The following is an 18222-nucleotide window of genomic DNA, read 5'->3' on the forward strand; positions in this document are numbered from 1 at the left end:
TGACCAGGCACCGACAAAGAAAAACCCCGTCGGGTGGTGGACCGACGGGGTTTTTTTGTGCCCGCTTTGCGCGGGTCGCGGATGGTGGGAGAAGGGCGGGAGGCTCAGCCTGCGCGCGTTGCCAATGCGTACAGCGCGATGGCGGCCGCATTGGAGACATTGAGGCTCTCGATCGCGTCGGAGATCGGCAGCTTGGCCAGCGCATCGCAGTGCCCCGCGATATTATGCCGCAGGCCGGCGCCCTCGGCCCCCATGACCAGCGCCACCGGGCCCGTGGGCATGGCCTGCGCCAGAGTCATCTCGGCTTCGCCAGCCATTCCGATTCGCCAGAAGCCGTGCGTGCTCAGCTCTTCGAGCGTCCGCGCGAGGTTGACGACCCGGATCCACGGCACGGTCTCCAACGCGCCCGACGCGGACTTGGCGACCACGCCGCTTTCGGGCGGGGCGTGCCGGTCCTGCGTGACGATGGCGGCGGCATCGAAGGCTGCGGCCGAGCGCAGGATCGCGCCGACATTGTGCGGATCGGTCACCTGGTCGAGGACGACGATCGGCCGCCCCGGCTCACCGCCCTGAATTACCTCGATCAGGTCGCGTTCCTCCAGCGGCGCGCATTCAAGCACCAGCCCCTGGTGCGGCGCATCGCGCGCCACCAGCCGGTCGAGATCGCCAGTATCGGCATATTCGATCGGGAAATCGGCGGGCAGTTCGCCATCCAGCGAATCGATGCCATCGCGCGTCGCCCACAGCTTGCGGTGCTTGCGTTCGGGGTTCAGCAGCGCCGCCTCGACCGCGTGGCGGCCCCACAGGCGCACCTGTCCCGTACTGGCCCGGCCACTGCCACGCCCGTTCTTCATGCGACCCGCGCGCCCGCGAAGCGCTCTTTTTCGTTCCGTTTTGCTCATTGCTCCACGCCCTGCCAGCGCGGCCATTGACAGGCAAGCGCGCGTTCTTCAAAGGGGCGCTCCTCGGCAAGCGGTTGACCCAACGGATCGACCGTTTCTTGCATTGCTTCTGGCAGACCAGACCCTGTGGACAGGTGGCCGAGTGGTTAAAGGCAGCAGACTGTAAATCTGCCCGCGCAAGCGTACGCTGGTTCGAATCCAGCCCTGTCCACCACCTTTCTTCCCAAGAGGCGAGGGGCCGATCCCGCCCCGTCCGATGGTGCGGTTCTGGCCTCGTGCCCTGCTAGCGATCGTCTGCCACGCCCCACCGTTCCAGCGCTTGCGCCAGCCCGTCTTGCCGGACTCGGTCCGAGGGAGGGCGCGTTTGCGACCTGCCAAAGCGCGGCGCGGGAAGCGGCTGGAAGGAAACGTCGGTGGAGTGAAACGACGCGCGCTCTCCCGCCGTCCCGGCAGCGGCGGCCTCTTCGAGCGAGAGAACCGGCGTCACGCAGGCGTCTCGGTCCGCAAACACCGCTTGCCATTCGACCATGGTCCGCTGGGCCACGATGGGCGCAATCCTTTCGGCGCGCGCGCTCCAGCAACGCGGGTCGAGGTGGTCGGCGAAATCTTCGGGATCGAGGCCGAGCCCTTCGACGAACGCATCGTGGAACGGCTTTTCGAGGGCCCCCACCGCGACATGTCGCCGATCCGCAGTTTCGTAGCAGCGGTAGAAATACGCGCTGCCGTCCAGCAGGTTTCCGCCGCGGCCCTCGTTCCAGCGGCCCATTTGCATCCATCCGGCCAGCTGCGTCATCAGCACGCTGATCCCGTCGATCATGGCGACATCGATGACCTGCCCCTTGCCCGACCGTTCCCGCTCGTGAAGCGCGGCGAGCACGCCCATTGCAAGAAACGTCCCGCCGCCGCCGAAATTGCCGACGAAGTTCAGCGGAGGCGTGGGCGGGCCGTCGAAGGGGCCGATGGGGTACAGGCCACCGCTGACCGCGAGGTAGTTGATGTCGTGCCCCGCTTTGTGCGCCAGCGGACCGTGCTGGCCCCAGCCGCTCATCCGGGCGTAGATCAGCCGGTCGTTGAGGGCGCACAGATCGTCCGGGCCCGCGCCCAGTCGCTCCATCGCCCCGGGCCGGAAGCCTTCGATCAGCACGTCCGCGTGGCGCACGAGCCGGGTCAGGCGCTGCTTTCCCGAAGCCGATTTGAGATCGAGCGATAGGGTCGGGCGGCCCCGGAAAATAAAATCGAAATCGGGCGATCCGCCGAGCGGGTTTGCCGGGCCCGCTCTTTCTATCCGGATCACGTCCGCTCCCAGATCGGCGAGCAGCATCGCGCCGAACGGGGTCGGTCCCAGGCCCGAAAACTCCAGCACTTTGACCCCGGCCAGCGGCGTGCTCTCGTCGCGCACCGTCTCCGGCACGTCCGCTCGATCATCGTCCATGGGTCTCTCCCCGATATTCCCGTCAGTTGAAAAAGCTACTAGCCAGTAAGGCGATTGGCTGTCACTATCTAACCACGATCCGCAAAAATGCGGGCACCATGGGAAGAGAGGAACTGAGATGGGAAGTGTCACACCCAGCGAACTGCGTTTCACCCGGACCGAACGGGTCACGATGGGAATGCCCGCTGCAGAGGCTCTGGTCGATCAGGCGCAGGCAATGGACTGCAGCAAGGTCTTTCTGATCGCATCATCGACGCTGCGCAACGATACCGACGAGATCGCCAAGATCGAACAGGCGCTCGGCTCGCGCCACGGCGGCACGTTCAGCGGCATCGCGCCCCACGCGCCGCGCACCGATGTGCTGGCGGCCACCAATGCCGCGCGCGATGCCGGGGCGGATCTGATCGTCTCGATCGGCGGTGGCTCGGCGACCGACGCCGCGAAGATCGTCAGCCTGATGATCAAGCACGATGTCCGCACGATCGAAGATTTCGAGCCGCTGCGGACCTACGTGACCGACGATGGCGAAGTCATCAATCCGATCACCGTCGGCCCCGACATTCCGGTCATCTGCGTGCCAACGACCCTTTCGGGTGGCGAATTCAACGCGCTGTCGGGCTCGACCGACGAGGCGACCCAGCACAAGCAGGGCTACGAACATCGCAACATGGCGCCGGTGATGGTCGTGCTCGATCCCGCGATCACCGTGCATACGCCCGCATGGCTGTGGCTTTCGACCGGAGTGCGCTCGGTCGATCATGCGATCGAAACCCTCTCTTCCGACAAGTCGAACGATTTTGCCGACGGGCTTGCCGAAAGCGCGCTCAAGCTGCTGGTCGAGGGTCTGCCCCGTGTGAAGGCCAATCCGGACGATCTCGAAGGCCGGCTCAAGTGCCAGATCGGCGCGTGGCAATCGATGATCAGCATCATCGGCGGCGTGCCGATGGGGGCGAGCCATGCGATCGGCCATATCCTGGGCGGCACCTGCGACGTTCCCCACGGGCACTGTTCGTGCGTCATGGCGCCCTACGTGCTCCAGTGGAACGCGGAGTACGACGACAGCCGCCAGCAGCGCACCCTCGCGGTGCTCGGCAACACGCACCCCACCGCGGCGGAAGCGCTCGACGCGTTCATCCGTAACCTCGGCATGCCGCGCACGCTGAGCGAGGTCGGGGTGGACGAATCGCGCTTCCAGCAGGTGGCCGAATACACGCTGCTCGACATCTGGGGGCGGACGAACCCGCGTCCGGTGAAGAGCGCCGACGATGTCATGCAGATCCTGCGCCTTGCAGCCTGAGGGGATGGCATGACTAGAGAACGCGATTTCACCGATCCGCGCATTCCCAATCGCGACGAATGCGTTCTGCGCTACCTCCTCGACCGGTGGGCGGAGGAACGGACCGACAAGGCCCATATCGTCTTCGCCAACGGGGATGAGTGGACCTTCGGCGAGCTGCAGAAGAAGGTTCGCGCCAAGGCGGCAGGCCTGCGCGCGCTGGGTGTGGAGCAGGGCGAGCATGTGGCCGTGTGGCTGCCCAACGGCCCCGATGCGATCATCGCCTTCTATGCGATCAATTACATCGGCGCGGTCTTCGTGCCGTTCAACACCGCCTATCGCGGCCAGTTGCTCCAGCACGTCGTCGGCAATTCGGGTGCGCGCTTCATGCTGGTGCACCCCGATCTGCTTCCGCGCCTGTCCGAAGTGGATCTGGCGGGGCTCGAACGGCTGGTCGTCACCGGCGACGGGGAAGGGTGTACCGCGCCCCTGCCGGTGACTGCGTACGACAGCGTCATCGGCGATCCTGACGGCACCCTTCCGCTGGAACGGCCCATCGAACCATGGGATATCCAGTCGATCATCTACACGTCGGGGACCACGGGCCCCTCCAAGGGCGTGCTGTCGTCATACCTGCACATGTTCTGCAACGCAGGGCCGGAATCCTGGCCGATGGTGGGTGAGGACGACCGTTACCTGTGCGTCGCACCCATCTTCCACATCGGCGGGATGGGCCCGCCCTTCGTGATGCTGGCGCGCGGTGCCTCGGTCGCGATGATCGACAATTTTTCGACCGACGAGTTCTGGTCGATCGCAAAGGCGACCAAGTCGACGATGGTCTTCCTGCTCGGCGTGATGGCGACCTTCCTGCTCAAGGCCGACCCCAGGCCGAGCGACAAGGACCACACGGTCAAGAAGGCCTTCATGGTCCCGTTGACCAGCGATGCGCAGGCTTTTCACGAGCGCTTCGGGGTCGACATCTACACCATCTTCAACATGACCGAGATATCCTCGCCGATCGTGTCCGAAGCCAATCCGGACCGGATCGGCACCTGCGGCAAGGTGCGCGAAGGGGTCGATGTCCGGCTGGTCGATGCCAATGATTGCGAAGTGCCGGTGGGCGAGATCGGCGAGATGCTGGTTCGCACCGATCGGCCCTTCGCGATGAACAGCGGCTATTACGGCAATCCCGAAGCCACCGCCGAAGCCTGGCGCAACGGCTGGTTCCATACGGGCGACGCCTTCCGCCAGGACGAGGATGGCTATTTCTACTTCGTCGACCGGGTGAAGGACGCGATCCGGCGGCGGGGCGAGAATATCTCCTCCTTCGAAGTCGAAGCTGATGTCTGCCGCCACCCCTGCGTGCGCGAGGCCGCCGCGGTTGCGGTGCCGAGCGAATATTCGGAGGACGAGGTCATGGTGATCGTCGCGCCCGTTCCCGGGCGGGAGATCGACCGGCACGAGCTGGCCCAGTTCCTGATCGATGCGATGCCCTACTTCATGGTGCCGCGATACATCCGCATCCTCGAGGAACTGCCCAAGACGCCTTCGGCCAAGGTGATGAAGGCCGAACTGCGCGCCGAGGGCATAACCCACGACACCTGGGACCGCGAAGCCGCAGGTCTGCGCGTCAGGCGCGAGAACTTCAGCGCCTGACCGCCCCCGAACCCCTCCATGCGGCAGGCCGAACCTGCCCGGACCCAAGCAGGACGATTCATTCGATGACCAACCCGTTCGAAACCCGTTCGATATCCGCCTCCCAGGTCGATCGCGACCTGCTGGAAGACGGGATCGCAAAGGCGAACATCCCCGCGCTGCTGATGGTGCTCTACCAGATGACCGGCAACGACCGCTGGCTGGAAGCGCCCTATGCGCCCGGCCGTTCGCCGGGGCTGGACGACAATGACAGCGGCCAGCTGTCGAAGCCCCTCCAGCACGAGATCCGCGACGCGGCCGGTGCTGCGATCACGGCCTGGCTCGATGGCAAGCCGATGGCGATCCCCCGGCCGAGCAATACAAAGCTCGCCGAAATGCTGACCGTCGCGATGACCGAGGATGTGCCCCAGGAATATGGCGACATCATCGCCTCGGGCATGGATTACGGGGCCGAGGAACCGGCGCCGGATGCGGTGCCCGACGGCAAGACCGCGATCGTGATCGGCGGCGGCGTGTCGGGCATTTGTGCAGGCATCGAACTGGGCAAGCTCGGCATTCCCTACACCCTGTTCGAAAAGAACGATGATTTCGGCGGTACCTGGTTCGAAAACAGATATCCCGGCTGCGGCGTCGATACGCCGGCGCTGACCTACACGTTCTCCTGCCGGCCCAACGACTGGTCGATGTATTTCCCGCTGCGCGACGAGATCGAGGAATATCTGCTCGATACCGCAAAGCACTTCGATCTCTACGAAAACGCGCGCTTCAACACGACTGTCGAGGAAGCGCGCTGGAACGAAGCCTCCGCGAAGTGGGACGTCACCATCACCTCGCCCGAAGGCAAGCGCGACACGTACAGCGCCGATTACCTGTTCAGCGCGGTCGGCATCCTCAACATTCCGAAATACCCGACCATCCCCGGGCTCGATGAGTTTGCGGGCGATGTCTACCACACCAGCCGCTGGCCCGAGGATGCTGAGGTGGCCGGCAAGCGGGTCGCGGTGATCGGCAATGGTGCCTCCGGTATGCAGGTCGCCCCCGCGGTCGCCGACGAGGTGGAAAGCCTGACGATCTTCGCCCGGTCCAAGCAATGGGCCGCGCCGTTCCCGCAATTCCGCAAGACCATCCCGGCCGGCGTGCGCTATCTCATGAAGGTCGTGCCGCTTTATCGTGCATGGACCGAACAGCGCCTTTCGTGGACCTTCAACGACCGGGTGCACGGCACACTGTTTCGCGATCCCGAGTGGGATCATCCCGAACGCGCGGTCAATGCGATCAACGATGGCCACCGCCGCGCCTTCACCCGCTATGTGAAGGAAGAGCTGGAGGACCGGCCCGACCTGATCGAGCACGTGCTGCCCGATTATCCGCCCTTCGCGAAGCGCATGCTGCTCGACAACGGGTGGTACCGCACGATCAAGAAGGACAATGTCACGCTGATCCCCGAACACCTTGCCAGGGTGGACGGCAACGTGCTGCATTCCTCCTCCGGCGAGACGGTCGAGGCCGACGTGATCATCCTTGCCACCGGCTTCCAGACGACGAACGTGTTGGGCTCGTACGACATCATCGGCCGCGATGGCGCCGTGCTGCGCGAGAAATGGGGCAAGGACGATGCTGCGGCCTATCTCGGCACGCTGGTGCCCGGCTTCCCGAATTTCTTCATCCTGCTGGGCCCCAATGTCGGTTCGGGCCATGGCGGCAGCATGATCCGCAATATCGAGAACCAGATGCACTTCGCCGGCGAAGTCGTCCTCTCGGCCAACGAACACGGCGCGCAGACGGTGGAAGTGCGCGACAATGTGTACGAGGATTACCTGCGCCGGATCGACGAAGCGCACGAGAAGCTGGTCTGGACCCATCCCGGCACCGAGAACTGGTATCGCAATTCGAAGGGCCGCGTCATCGCGATCACCCCGTGGCGCAACGACGCCTTCTGGCGGATGACCCGCAAGCCCGACGAGAGCGACCTTGCCTATGACGGCGAGACGGCGCAGCGGGCCGCCGCTGCGCGCTGAAGGCCACGCCATGCGCGCCTATTGCGGCGACGCGCTGGGAAGCCTCGACCACTTCTCGCTCCGGCAGGTGCCCGTGGCGCGGCCGGGACGGGGAGAAATCCTCGTCGCGGTGGAAGCGACCGCGCTGGGCTTCGTCGACCCGCTGGTGATGCGTGGGCTCTACCAGATGAAGCCCCCGGTTCCCTTCGTGCCGGGGGGCGAGATCGTCGGCATCGTCGAACAGGTGGGCGAGGGGGTGGCCGGTTTCGAGCCCGGTCAGCGGGTCGCATCGTGGCAGTTCGGCGGGGGCCTCGCCGACAAGGCTGTTCTCGGGGCGCAGCACACGGTGGCCGTGCCCAGCGAGCTGGCGCCGGAAAAGGCGGCGGCGCTGCTCCTCGACTATCTCACCGCCTATTATGGCCTGTTCGACCGGGGTGGGCTCAAACCGGGCCAGACCCTGCTCGTCACCGGAGCATCGGGCGGCGTCGGCTCGGCTGCGGTGCAGCTCGCGAGCGCGAGCGCGGCCAGCGTGATCGGGCTCGCGTCAGGCGAGGACAAGCAGGCGATGGTCTCCGCGCTCGGGGCAGTGCTGGTCATCGATTACCGGGATGACACCTGGCGCGACCGGTTGAAGCGTGAATTCCCGCGCGGCGTCGACATGGTCTTCGATCCGGTCGGCGGCGCTCTGTTTGAGCCGTGCTTCCGCTCGCTGGTAAAGAGGGGCCGGCATCTGGTGGTCGGCTTCGCTTCCGGCGATGGCATTCCCAGCCTGCCTGCGAACCTGCCGCTGCTCAAATCGGGGGAGCTGGCGGGGGTCGATGCCCGCTACCTGTGGGAGAGCGAGCCAGCGCGGGTTCGCGAAATTCTCTCCATCGTGCTGGCGATGGGCCGGTCCGGCCGGATCGACCCGCCGATCGCGCGCACGTTCGCGCTGGCCGATGCGCGCGAGGCGATCGCCTGCGTGTCCGCCAGCGATCGCCTCGGCAAGGTGGTCGTCACGCCCTGAGCTTGGTTGCCGGCGGCCGGCTTGGCGTCAGGGTGCCGCTTGAGGCTAGCGATAGACGGGGCGAAAGCCATCGTCGCTGCGCTCGACGAAGACGGAGTGGGGCGCGCCGAAATGGGCCGGCACGATCCGTGCCTGCCGGTCTGTCGCCTGTTCCAGAATCTTGCGCCGCGTGTCCGCCGCTGCCTCGCGGTCTTCGCAATACACGCTGTTCCAGTCGGGCCGAAGAACCTGCATCGGGTGATGCAGGATATCCCCGGTGAACAGCGCCACGTCTCCGCCGTCTTCCACCTGCAGTACCATGTGGCCGGGCGTGTGGCCGGGGGAATCGAAGGCACTCATCCCGTCGGCGATGGTCGCGCCGCTCTCGATCAAACGGGCCTGCCCACTCTCGATAATGGGGGCGACGCTGTCTTCGAACACGTTGGCATTCACCTGCGCCCCGGCGAGCGAGGCGTAGACATCCTTGTCCGGGTTCCACGCGCGCTCATCGATGGTGGGGAAGAAGTAGGTCGCGTTGGGGAAGGTGGCCTTCCACTCCCCGTCGACCAGCTGCGTGTTCCATCCCACGTGATCGATATGGAGATGGGTGCAGAAGACCTTGTCGATGTCTTCGGGCGCATATCCCGCTTGGTTCAGCCTGCCGAGGAAATCCCCCTCCAGATCGCCGAAGATCGGGATGCCGGGGCGCGACTTGTTATTGCCCGCCCCGGTATCGACCAGAACCCTCTCCTCGCCGGTGTCTATCAGCCAGCTCTGGAGATAGCCGTAGATGAGGCCGTCGCGCAGGAAATCGGGTTCGAAGCCCGGTGCCTGGGCGGCGAAGGCCGCAGGTTCGTATTCGGCGAAGAGGGCGTCGGGCGGGCTGAACCCGCCCTGCCACTCCTCGATCCGATGGACCTTATGGCGTCCAATCCGAAATGCTTCGGTCATCGGTTCGCCCCGCGGCCTAGAAATCATAGCCGAGCGTGATCCCGTAGGTGCGCGGCGGACGCAGCGAGCCGACCGACACGAAGCTGTAGAGCGGTGAGGCGATGATCGTGTTGGCCAGCACCTCCTTGTCGAAGATGTTCTTCGCCCACGCAGAGGCCGACCACCGGCCGCCTGCCGTGCGATAGGTGACGCTGGCATTCGCGATCGCGAAGGCTTCCTGCCGGGCATCCTGGTTGTTGAACTCGGTGAAGAAGATCTCGTCCTGGAAGTTCACATCTGCCGACAGATCGATCGATCCCCCGTCGCCCAGCTCGATCGTGTGATCGGCGAAGGCGGCGACGGTGACGGTCGGCGCGTTCGCGAGCTTGTTGCCGGACAGGTCGGACAGGGCCGGATCGGTTGGGCAGGTTGGGAACTGCCGCCGCGCCGGATCGCCCGCTCCGTAGTACCCGTTGCAGAAATCGGTGTACTCGGCATTCAGGTAGGTGCCGAAGATGCGGAACGTGGTGTTCGGTGCGGGCCTGATCGTCGTCTCTACCTCGATCCCGTAGTTGCGCGCCGAGGCCGCATTGATCGTCTCGACGATGGAGTTGGCGTTGACGAAGCCGACCTGCAGGTTGGAATAATCGTAGTAGAAGCCGGACACGCTGTAGCCGAAGGTGCGGTCGATCGTTTCACCGCGCACGCCGACTTCGTAGCTCCACACATCCTCGGGATCGATCACAGCGTTGACCGAACCGATATTCACCACGCCCGATTTGAAGCCCTTGGTAACCTTGCCGTAGAGCAGCGTGCCGCCGGGGGTCTCGTATTCGAGGACGAACTTGGGCGTGATCGCGTCCCAGTCGCCGGTCTTGTCGGTCGGAATGTCGATGCCCTGCGCCTCGAAGGTGAAGCGCCCTACGCCGGAGCGTTCTTCCCAGTTGTATCGGGCACCTGCGGTGAAGGTGAGGTTCGGCACGATCTCCAGCGAGCCTTCCAGATAGACGCCGACTGCGGTGGTATCGACCGTGCCGCGCTGGAGATAGTTGCCGTTGTCGAAGGCATCGGGCGGAAGGTCGGTCCCGAGCGCGATGTTGAAATATTGCGCCAGGTTGGTCGTCGGCACGCGCACTTCGCCGAACAGCTCTTCCTGGAAATACATCGCGCCGCCCAGCAGCGACAGGCGGCCGAGGTCGGCAGTAACCGTCAGCTCCTGGCTGAAGGATTCGCTGTCCTCGGTATAGTCGTTCCGGCCGAAAGCGTTGACGTCGCTGACGTCGAGGTCGTCTCGGTTGAAGCGCTTGAACTTGCGATACGCCGTGGTCGAGGTCAGCGTGAAGTCGCCCTTGTCCAGCGTCGCGATGCCCTGGATGCTGGTGCCCTTGCGATCATTGATCGCGTCTTCGTCCGAATAGATGTTGCGGACATCGGTCGGCTCGCCCCGCGCCGCGTAGTAATCGTTGATCGTCTGCCCGCCGAGCAGGGACGAGGCGATCTGGTCCTCGGGCACGACCGTGGGGCCGAAATAGTGGAAGGCGTAGTTGTAGTCGTCCTCTTCGAAATGGTCGGCGACGACCAGCACTTCGAAGTCCGGGCTCAGGTTCGCCTGCAACGATCCGCGAATGGAGTAGGCGTTCCGGTCGTCGATCGGGTTGCCGGTGAACAGGTTTTCTCCGTAACCGTCCCGGTTCTCGTACTTGCCGGCCACCCGGAAGGCGAGCGTGTCGCCCAAGATCGGCCCGCCGACCGCGCCTTCCAGCGTGACCGCATCGTAGTTGCCGTAGGAGGCGCGCGCATAGCCTTCGAACGTGGAGGTGGGGCGCGCCGTGACGAGGTTGATGACCCCGCCGGTCGCTCCGCGCCCGTAGGTCGTCCCCTGCGGGCCACGCAGCACCTCGATCTGCTCGATGTCGTAAAAGCCGCTCAGCTGGGCGGCGGGACGGCTGATGATGGCACCGTTCTGAAGGAAGGCGACCGCGCCGTCCGCACCCAGATCGATGCTCGTCAGGCCGATGCCGCGGATAAAGGTGCGATTGACGCCGAACTGGTCGCCCACTGAGACGTTGGGAACGGCCACGGCAAGGTCGCCCGCATTCTCGATACCGCCGGGGCCAATCTCGTCGGCGGTCAGGACGGAGATTGCGGCCGCCGTATCCTCGAGCGACTGGCCCGATTTGGTGGCTGTCACGACGATCGTGTTGGGGGCCTGCGCGTCGGGGACGGCTCGGGTATCTTCAGGCGTGTCGGCATCCTGTGCCGCAGCCTGGGTAGCGCCGGTGAGCGAGACCACCGCAGTGGCCGACATCAGCGCGCATTTGATGCTCATTCTCATGGTTCTCTCTCCCATTATACCGACCTTATAATTTTCTACTGGCCAGTATTTTCAGTTAAAATTCGGCGTGTGCTTTCCTTTGGGTTTCGGAGTTGGGCTTATTCTGCGCCGGCCAGCCGGAGCGCCGCGGTCACCAGCTGATCGATTACCTCTTCCGGGGAACGTTGCCCGTCCGGCGAGTACCAGGTGGGGATCCAGCTGATCAGCCCGCCGATCCAGACGGCCACGAAGGAATCGGTATCCTCGCGGAATTCGCCGGCCTCTACGCCTTCGTCTATCAACTCGGCGATCTGATGGTCGAACGAGGCCCTCAGGCGCAGGATGCGCTGGTGGTCGACCTTGTTCAGATGCTTCATCTCGCGCTGGTAGACGACGACATATTCCTGCCGGTCGATCACGATCCTGCCCACCTGGCGCACCACTTCGGCGAGCAGATCCCGATGGGTCTTGTGATCGTTGGCCAGGGTGGCTTCCAGCACGTTCAGCGCTTCGCTGATCCCGACGCTGCAGATCGCGGCGAGGATGGCTTCCTTGTTCTTGAAATAGGAATAGAGGAACGGCTTGGTTACACCGAGCCGGTCGGCCACATTGTCGAGCGTGCAACTGCTGTAGCCGCGCTGGTAGAACAGGTGGCTCGCAGCCTCGATGATGCGGTTGGTCTTGAACGCTACGAACTCGTCTTTCAGGGAGTCGTTCGGTTTGATCGACGCGTCGAGCGCCTTCATAGCTATAGCTGACATGACGGCACCATCGCCGATCTGGGGCGCTCAAGCAATTCCATCTCTCCGTTTGGTGGATGTCTCTCCACCTTGCAGGCAAGATGCCAAAGAACCGGGGTACTGGCCAGTAGTTTTTTCAGACCCTTGGTAAAGCGGCTTCGCTTGTCTAGGCTGAGATCCTCGAAAAAAGCTCCTGAGCGAGCGTGGGGAGAGACGAGATGCCGCACTACGGCGATATGCAGAATGCGATTTACAATGCCGGCCTCAGTGGAGTTCAGCCCGATTACCCGGTCGATTTCGCCACGCTCGAATCGCGCGCCGAACAGGCGCTGTCGCCGTCCATGCGCAACTACATCCAAGGCGGCTGCGGCGACGAGCACACGCAGGATCGCAATGCGCAGACGTTTCACAACTGGGGCATGGTCCCGCGCATGCTGGTCGATTGCGCCGAGCGCGATCTTTCGGTCGAGCTGTTCGGGATGCGCCTGCCGTCGCCGATCTTCATGTCGCCGATCGGGGTGAACGGGGAGGCGACGCAGGACCGCAAGGGGGACGTGGCGGCCGCGCGTGCATCGGCCGAAACGGGCGTTCCCTTCTGTGCGTCCACCCTTTCCAACACCCCGCTGGAAGAGGTAGCGCGCGCTGCCGGAGACACTCCGGGGTTCTTCCAGCTGTACACGCCCAAGAACGAGGAACTGACGCAGAGCTTCATCACGCGGGCGCAGGAGGCAGGCTACCGCGCGCTGGTGATCACGCTGGATACCTGGCTGACCGGATGGCGCCCGCGGGATCTCAACACCGCCAATTTCCCCCAGCTTCGCGGAAAGGTGCTGGAAAACTACTTCAGCGATCCCGTTTTCAGGGGCCTGCTCGAGCGACCGCCGGAAGAGGATGTCCCCGCCGCCGTGGCCAAGTGGGCGGCGACCTTCGGCAAGGTTCTGACGTGGGACGATATCGCGCGCTTTCGCGAGATGACCGACATGCCGATCGTCCTCAAGGGCATCTGCCATGGCGACGATGCGCGCAAGGCGAGCGATCACGGGGTCGATGCCATCTATTGCTCCAACCACGGCGGCCGGCAGGCCAATGGCGGCATTGCCGCGATCGACATGCTCCCCGCGGTGGTCGAGGGGGCGGGGCGCACGCCCGTGCTGTTCGACAGCGGAATCCGCTCCGGCAGCGATGTGATCAAGGCGATCGCGCTGGGGGCATCGGCGGTCGGGATCGGCCGGCCCTATACCTATGGCCTGGCCATCGGCGGTGCGGCGGGCGCGGCGCATGTTCTGCGCTCGATCCTTGCAGAGGCCGACCTGCTGATGGCCGTGAACGGCTATCCCGATCTCGATGCGGTGCGGGCAGCGGGGGCCTACCGCATCCCGCCGCTGGCGATTCCCTAGGCCCAGGGCGACGCAGCCGGCGCATTTTCTTGCTCGCCGTGCTCTCGCGTCCCGGACCTGCGGGCGCCCGATATCCATTGGCGACCGGGATGCGGCTTGCCGCATTTCGCACACGCCGCTACTTCACGGACTCCCATGAACGCGCATACCGATACCGGGGCCGCACGGCCCGTCATCTCCGCCACCGGGCTCTTCACGCCCGAGGACAGCATCAGCAACGAAGAGCTGGTCGAAAGCTTCAACGCCTTCGTCGATCGCCACAACGCCGCCCATGCGGATGGCATCGCGGCGGGCGAGGTGGAGCCGCTGACGCGCAGCTCGGTCGAGTTCATCGAGAAGGCGAGCGGGATCAAGGCGCGCCACGTGATGAACAAGGCGCCGCTGATCGATCCGGCGATCATGGAGCCCCGGCACGAACCGCGCGAGAACGACGAGCTTTCGCTGATGGCCGAGATCGGCTTGGCGGCGGCGCGCGATGCGCTGGGCCGTGCGGGGCGCGATCCGAAGGACGTCGATGCCGTGCTGTGCGCCGCATCGAACATGCAGCGGCCCTATCCGGCGATGGCGATCGAGATCCAGCAGGCGCTGGGGATCGACGGCTTTGCCTTCGACATGAATGTCGCGTGTTCTTCCGCCACCTTCGGCATCCAGACGGCCGCGGACTATATCCGCAGCGGCAACGCGAAGAGCGTGCTGGTGGTCAGCCCGGAGATTACCAGCGGCCACCTCAACTGGCGCGACCGCGACAGCCACTTCATCTTCGGCGATGTGGCGACGGCCGTTCTAGTAGAGAGCGCGGATATCGCGCCGGCAAGCCATTGGGACATCCTGGGAACGCGGCTCAAGACCGTGTTCTCCAACAACATCCGCAATAATTTCGGCTTCCTCAACCGCTCCGACCCTGAAAGCATGGGGACCGACGACAAGCTCTTCGTCCAGGAAGGCCGCAAGGTCTTCAAAGAAGTGGTGCCGATGGTCGCCGAGATGATCGTGAGCGAGGCGCAGCGCCTCTCGCTCGATGCGGCCGCGTTGCGCCGCATGTGGCTGCATCAGGCCAATGCGGGGATGAACCGCCTCATCGCGCAGCGCGTCCTCGGCCACGAGGCGAGCGCGGACGAGAGCCCGACCGTGCTCGATACCTATGGCAACACGTCGAGCGCGGGTTCGATCATCGCGTTCCACCTGCATAGCGAGGATCTGGAGGCTGGCGATACGGGCCTGATCTGCAGTTTCGGCGCGGGCTATTCGGCGGGCGCGGTCTTCGTGCGCAAGGTGGCGTGATGGGAATCGCGAATTCTGTCACGCGCCACGCGGGAGCGACGCGTCTTGGCCGGTGAGATCATGGATAATCGCGGGCAGGGCAATGCGCGGCCCGGGCTCCCTTCGGTCCACCCGGAGGGGCGCAAGTTTGCGCTGATCTGTTTCGGGCTGGCGCTGATCGCAGCCTTTCTGGCTTGGGAGACGATCGCCTGGCCGCTTGGCTTCCTGTCGCTGTGCATCCTCGCCTTCTTCCGCGATCCCGAACGCGTGGTGCCGCGGGGCGACAATCTGCTGCTGGCCCCTGCCGACGGTACGGTCACCCAGATCACGCAGATGGAGCCGCCGCGCGAACTGCAGGGCGAGGGCGGCATGGTGCCGGGCGCGGTCACCCGCGTTTCGATCTACCTCAGCATCTTCGACGTTCACATCAACCGCAGCCCGTGCGCGGGCACTATTGGCGACATGGCCTATGTGCCGGGCAAGTTCGTCAATGCGGAGCTGGACAAGTCGAGCGAGGAAAACGAGCGGCAGCACATCGTGATCACCCGCACCGACGGGCTGGTCGTGGGGATGACGCAAATCGCCGGCCTCGTCGCGCGGCGGATCGTCCCCTTCGTGAAACCGGGAGATATCGTGGCTGCCGGGCAGCGGGTCGGCCTGATCCGCTTCGGCAGCCGGGTCGATCTGTATCTTCCTGCGGGCACCGCGCCCCAGGTGCTGATGGGCCAGCGTGTGATCGCAGGCGAGACCGTGATCGGACGGCTCGGCGAGGCGGTCGAGTTGGACGGCCTCCAGCAGTAATTTCTTCGCGAGAGGTTCTGCCGTCCTGCTCAGGCGGCGGCGGGCAGGGCGGCGGCCGTGGCATTGCGCCGCGGCGTAGCGCCGCGAACGGCCGGCGTGCGCGACATGCGCACTCGTCCGGCAGGGCGAGCGGCGGGGGCCGTGCGATGCGTCGCCCTGATCGCCTTCAGGTCCGCAGCCAACGCGCGGTAGGAATGCCAGCCGCGCAGCAGGCTGTCGGCAGACGATACGAGCGCCACGAGGACGGTCACACACAGCAGGGAGCCAATGGCAAATGCGATCATGGTCTTTCTCCGCCTTCCGTCTTCCAGAACATCCCGGAGCAAAAGCGCTGGACCGGCTGTGGAAAACATGTTGATACTTGTCCGGCGATCACGCTGTTCCGCCGATGAGTCGCAATGTTCTCTATTTGTTCTCACCTGTCAAGGCGGATCAATGCGATTGCGCATTTCGTAGCGACGAAATCGTGCTGGATTTTTTCTCCACCGATCGCTAAGTGCGCGCCTTCCGCGGCAAGGATTCGCGGAAAACTCCACATGGAAGGCATCATAAACCGGTGCTCAAGGCGGGCTCTACCGCCGCGGGTTACCGCCTTCCAGAGGTCCAACCGGAAAGGAATTTACCTATGGCGGCTCCTACCGTCACGATGCAGCAACTGATCGAGGCCGGCGCACACTTCGGCCACCAGACCCACCGCTGGAACCCGCGCATGAAGCCGTACATCTTCGGCGCGCGCAATGGTGTCCACATCATCGACCTGTCGCAGACCGTGCCGCTGATGGCGCGTGCGCTCGATTTCGTCGCCGCGACCGCGCAGGGCAAGGGCAAGGTCCTGTTCGTCGGCACCAAGCGCCAGGCGCAGGAGCCGGTGGCAGAAGCCGCCCGCATGAGCGGGCAGCATTTCGTCAACCACCGCTGGCTGGGCGGCATGCTGACCAACTGGAAGACCATTTCGGGTTCGATCAAGCGCCTCAAGACGCTCGAAGAACAGCTGTCGGGCGACACCGGCGGCCTGACCAAGAAGGAAGTGCTCAACCTCACCCGCGAACGCGACAAGCTCGAGCTTTCGCTCGGCGGTATCCGCGACATGGGCGGCATTCCCGACGTGATGATCGTGATCGACGCCAACAAGGAAGACCTCGCCATCAAGGAAGCCAACGTGCTTGGCATCCCCGTGGTCGCGGTGCTCGATTCGAACACCGACCCGACCGGCATCGCCTTCCCCGTTCCGGGCAACGACGACGCGGCCCGCGCCGTGCGCCTCTATTGCGAAGCCTTCGGCGAAGCGGCCCGCAGGGACGGTTCGCAGGATTCGGGCGTTGGCGAGATGGAAAATCCGCCGGCCGAAGCCACGGCCGAAGCCAGCGCGTAACCGCCGCTTCACAATCGCTGACTAGCGCCCCGGTAGCGAATTGGTTCGCTTCCGGGGCCGCTCACCATATTCAAGACATTCAAGGAACAGATCGATGGCCGCTTTTACCGCCGCTGATGTGAAGAAACTCCGCGAGAAGACCGGCGCGGGCATGATGGACGCCAAGAAGGCGCTCGAAGGCGCGAACGGCGATATCGAAGCCGCGGTCGATGCGCTGCGCGCCAAGGGCCTCGCCACCGCGCAGAAGAAGTCCAGCCGCACCGCCGCCGAAGGCCTCGTCGGCGTTGCCGTGGAAGGCACCAACGGCGTGGCGGTCGAGGTGAACTCGGAAACCGACTTCGTCGCCAAGAACGACCAGTTCCAGGATTTCGTGCGCAAGACCACGCAGGTCGCGCTGAGCGCCGACGCCGACGATGTCGAAGCGCTGAAGGGCATGGCCCATCCCGATGGCGGCACGATCGGCGACAAGCTGACCGATAATGTCGCGACCATCGGCGAGAACCAGCAGGTTCGCCGGATGAAGACCGTCTCGGTCGATCAGGGTCTGGTCGTGCCGTACGTGCACAATGCCGTGTCGCCGAACCTCGGCAAGATCGGTGTCCTCGTCGCGCTCGAAAGCGAAGCCGACAAGGCCGTGCTCGAAGAACTCGGCACCCGCCTGGCGCAGCACATCGCCGCCGCCTTCCCGCAGGCGCTGACTGCCGATGATCTCGACCCCGAGCTGATCGAGCGCGAGCGCAAGGTCGCCGCCGAAAAGGCTGCCGAAAGTGGCAAGCCCGAAAACGTGCAGGAAAAGATGGTTCAGGGCGCGGTGGCGAAGTTCGCCAAGGAAAACGCGCTGATGAGCCAGATCCTCGTGCACGACAACAAGACCCCGATCGAACAGGTCGTGGCGCAGGCCGGCAAGGACGCTGGCAAGCCGATCGTCCTCAAGGACTATGTCCGCTTCCAGCTCGGTGAAGGAATCGAGAAGGAAGAAAGCGATTTCGCGGCGGAAGTCGCGGCAGCCGTGAAGGGCTAAAACCCGATCACAATGCGCCCAATTCGCGGCCGCCGGGTTCCTGCCCGGCGGCCGTTTTCGTATGCCGGACCCTCGCCGAAAGGGCGGCAACCTTTTGTTAAACCTTTCAGCACTATGCGAAGAGGTATCCGGAGGCGCG

15 protein-coding genes and 1 tRNA gene are annotated in these 18222 nt (G+C 64.6%); 10 read left to right on the top strand and 6 right to left on the bottom strand.

What is annotated here, in order from left to right:
• Window positions 1-104 precede the first annotated feature (104 nt).
• Entirely contained in the window at window positions 105-854 is a 750-nt protein-coding gene (rlmB, locus tag ACYQ0L_RS11870) for a 23S rRNA (guanosine(2251)-2'-O)-methyltransferase RlmB (protein WP_459789428.1), read from the bottom strand.
• A 176-nt stretch (window positions 855-1030) separates the two neighbouring features.
• On the opposite strand from rlmB, the gene ACYQ0L_RS11875 reads away from it, so the two are divergent.
• Window positions 1031-1116, top strand: a tRNA-Tyr gene (locus ACYQ0L_RS11875).
• A gap of 69 nt (window positions 1117-1185) precedes the next feature.
• Here the strand turns inward: ACYQ0L_RS11875 and ACYQ0L_RS11880 are convergent.
• Window positions 1186-2334, bottom strand: a complete 1149-nt coding sequence (locus ACYQ0L_RS11880) for a CaiB/BaiF CoA transferase family protein (protein ID WP_459789430.1) — start codon at window positions 2332-2334, stop codon at window positions 1186-1188.
• Between the two features lie 118 nt (window positions 2335-2452).
• On the opposite strand from ACYQ0L_RS11880, the gene ACYQ0L_RS11885 reads away from it, so the two are divergent.
• The 4 genes from ACYQ0L_RS11885 to ACYQ0L_RS11900 all read left to right on the top strand — a co-directional run bounded on the left by ACYQ0L_RS11885 (window position 2453) and on the right by ACYQ0L_RS11900 (window position 8269).
• A complete protein-coding gene (locus ACYQ0L_RS11885) occupies window positions 2453-3631 on the top strand; it encodes an iron-containing alcohol dehydrogenase (protein WP_459789431.1) in 1179 nt (392 codons plus the stop codon).
• Window positions 3632-3640: 9 nt separating this feature from the next.
• Entirely contained in the window at window positions 3641-5266 is a 1626-nt protein-coding gene (locus ACYQ0L_RS11890) for an AMP-binding protein (RefSeq protein WP_459789432.1), read from the top strand.
• A gap of 65 nt (window positions 5267-5331) precedes the next feature.
• Entirely contained in the window at window positions 5332-7284 is a 1953-nt protein-coding gene (locus tag ACYQ0L_RS11895) for a flavin-containing monooxygenase (protein WP_459789434.1), read from the top strand.
• Window positions 7244-8269, top strand: a complete 1026-nt coding sequence (locus ACYQ0L_RS11900) for an NADPH:quinone oxidoreductase family protein (RefSeq protein ID WP_459789435.1) — start codon at window positions 7244-7246, stop codon at window positions 8267-8269. The genes ACYQ0L_RS11895 and ACYQ0L_RS11900 overlap by 41 nt, the downstream gene beginning before the upstream one ends.
• A gap of 45 nt (window positions 8270-8314) precedes the next feature.
• On the opposite strand, the gene ACYQ0L_RS11905 is transcribed toward ACYQ0L_RS11900, so the two are convergent.
• From ACYQ0L_RS11905 to ACYQ0L_RS11915, 3 genes are all read right to left on the bottom strand, one after another.
• Window positions 8315-9199, bottom strand: a complete 885-nt coding sequence (locus ACYQ0L_RS11905) for an MBL fold metallo-hydrolase (protein WP_459789436.1) — start codon at window positions 9197-9199, stop codon at window positions 8315-8317.
• A gap of 16 nt (window positions 9200-9215) precedes the next feature.
• Entirely contained in the window at window positions 9216-11507 is a 2292-nt protein-coding gene (locus ACYQ0L_RS11910; RefSeq protein ID WP_459789437.1) for a TonB-dependent receptor, read from the bottom strand.
• Window positions 11508-11611: 104 nt separating this feature from the next.
• Window positions 11612-12253, bottom strand: a complete 642-nt coding sequence (locus ACYQ0L_RS11915) for a TetR/AcrR family transcriptional regulator (protein ID WP_459789438.1) — start codon at window positions 12251-12253, stop codon at window positions 11612-11614.
• Window positions 12254-12450: 197 nt separating this feature from the next.
• Here ACYQ0L_RS11915 and ACYQ0L_RS11920 point away from each other — a divergent pair, with 197 nt between their 5' ends.
• The 3 genes from ACYQ0L_RS11920 to ACYQ0L_RS11930 all read left to right on the top strand — a co-directional run bounded on the left by ACYQ0L_RS11920 (window position 12451) and on the right by ACYQ0L_RS11930 (window position 15690).
• A complete protein-coding gene (locus tag ACYQ0L_RS11920; RefSeq protein ID WP_459789439.1) occupies window positions 12451-13629 on the top strand; it encodes an alpha-hydroxy-acid oxidizing protein in 1179 nt (392 codons plus the stop codon).
• 135 nt (window positions 13630-13764) lie between these two features.
• On the top strand, window positions 13765-14910 hold the full coding sequence (locus ACYQ0L_RS11925) for a beta-ketoacyl-ACP synthase III (RefSeq protein WP_459789440.1): 1146 nt from the start codon (window positions 13765-13767) through the stop codon (window positions 14908-14910).
• A 45-nt stretch (window positions 14911-14955) separates the two neighbouring features.
• Entirely contained in the window at window positions 14956-15690 is a 735-nt protein-coding gene (locus ACYQ0L_RS11930; protein WP_459789441.1) for a phosphatidylserine decarboxylase, read from the top strand.
• 29 nt (window positions 15691-15719) lie between these two features.
• Here ACYQ0L_RS11930 and ACYQ0L_RS11935 read toward each other — a convergent pair whose 3' ends face one another.
• Complete coding sequence (locus ACYQ0L_RS11935) at window positions 15720-15974, bottom strand: hypothetical protein (protein WP_459789442.1); 255 nt, start codon at window positions 15972-15974, stop codon at window positions 15720-15722.
• A gap of 341 nt (window positions 15975-16315) precedes the next feature.
• Between ACYQ0L_RS11935 and rpsB the strand changes: the two genes are divergently transcribed.
• Together rpsB and tsf are read left to right on the top strand one after the other, a co-directional pair.
• Window positions 16316-17062 (top strand): 30S ribosomal protein S2, encoded by a 747-nt coding sequence (gene rpsB / locus ACYQ0L_RS11940; protein WP_459789443.1) that lies wholly within the window; start codon window positions 16316-16318, stop codon window positions 17060-17062.
• A 94-nt stretch (window positions 17063-17156) separates the two neighbouring features.
• Window positions 17157-18083 carry a translation elongation factor Ts gene (tsf, locus tag ACYQ0L_RS11945; RefSeq protein ID WP_459789444.1) on the top strand — a complete coding sequence of 309 codons (927 nt, stop codon included), beginning with the start codon at window positions 17157-17159 and terminating at the stop codon, window positions 18081-18083.
• The last annotated feature ends 139 nt before the right edge of the window (window positions 18084-18222 follow it).

This window comes from Alteriqipengyuania triglochinis (assembly GCF_054655655.1).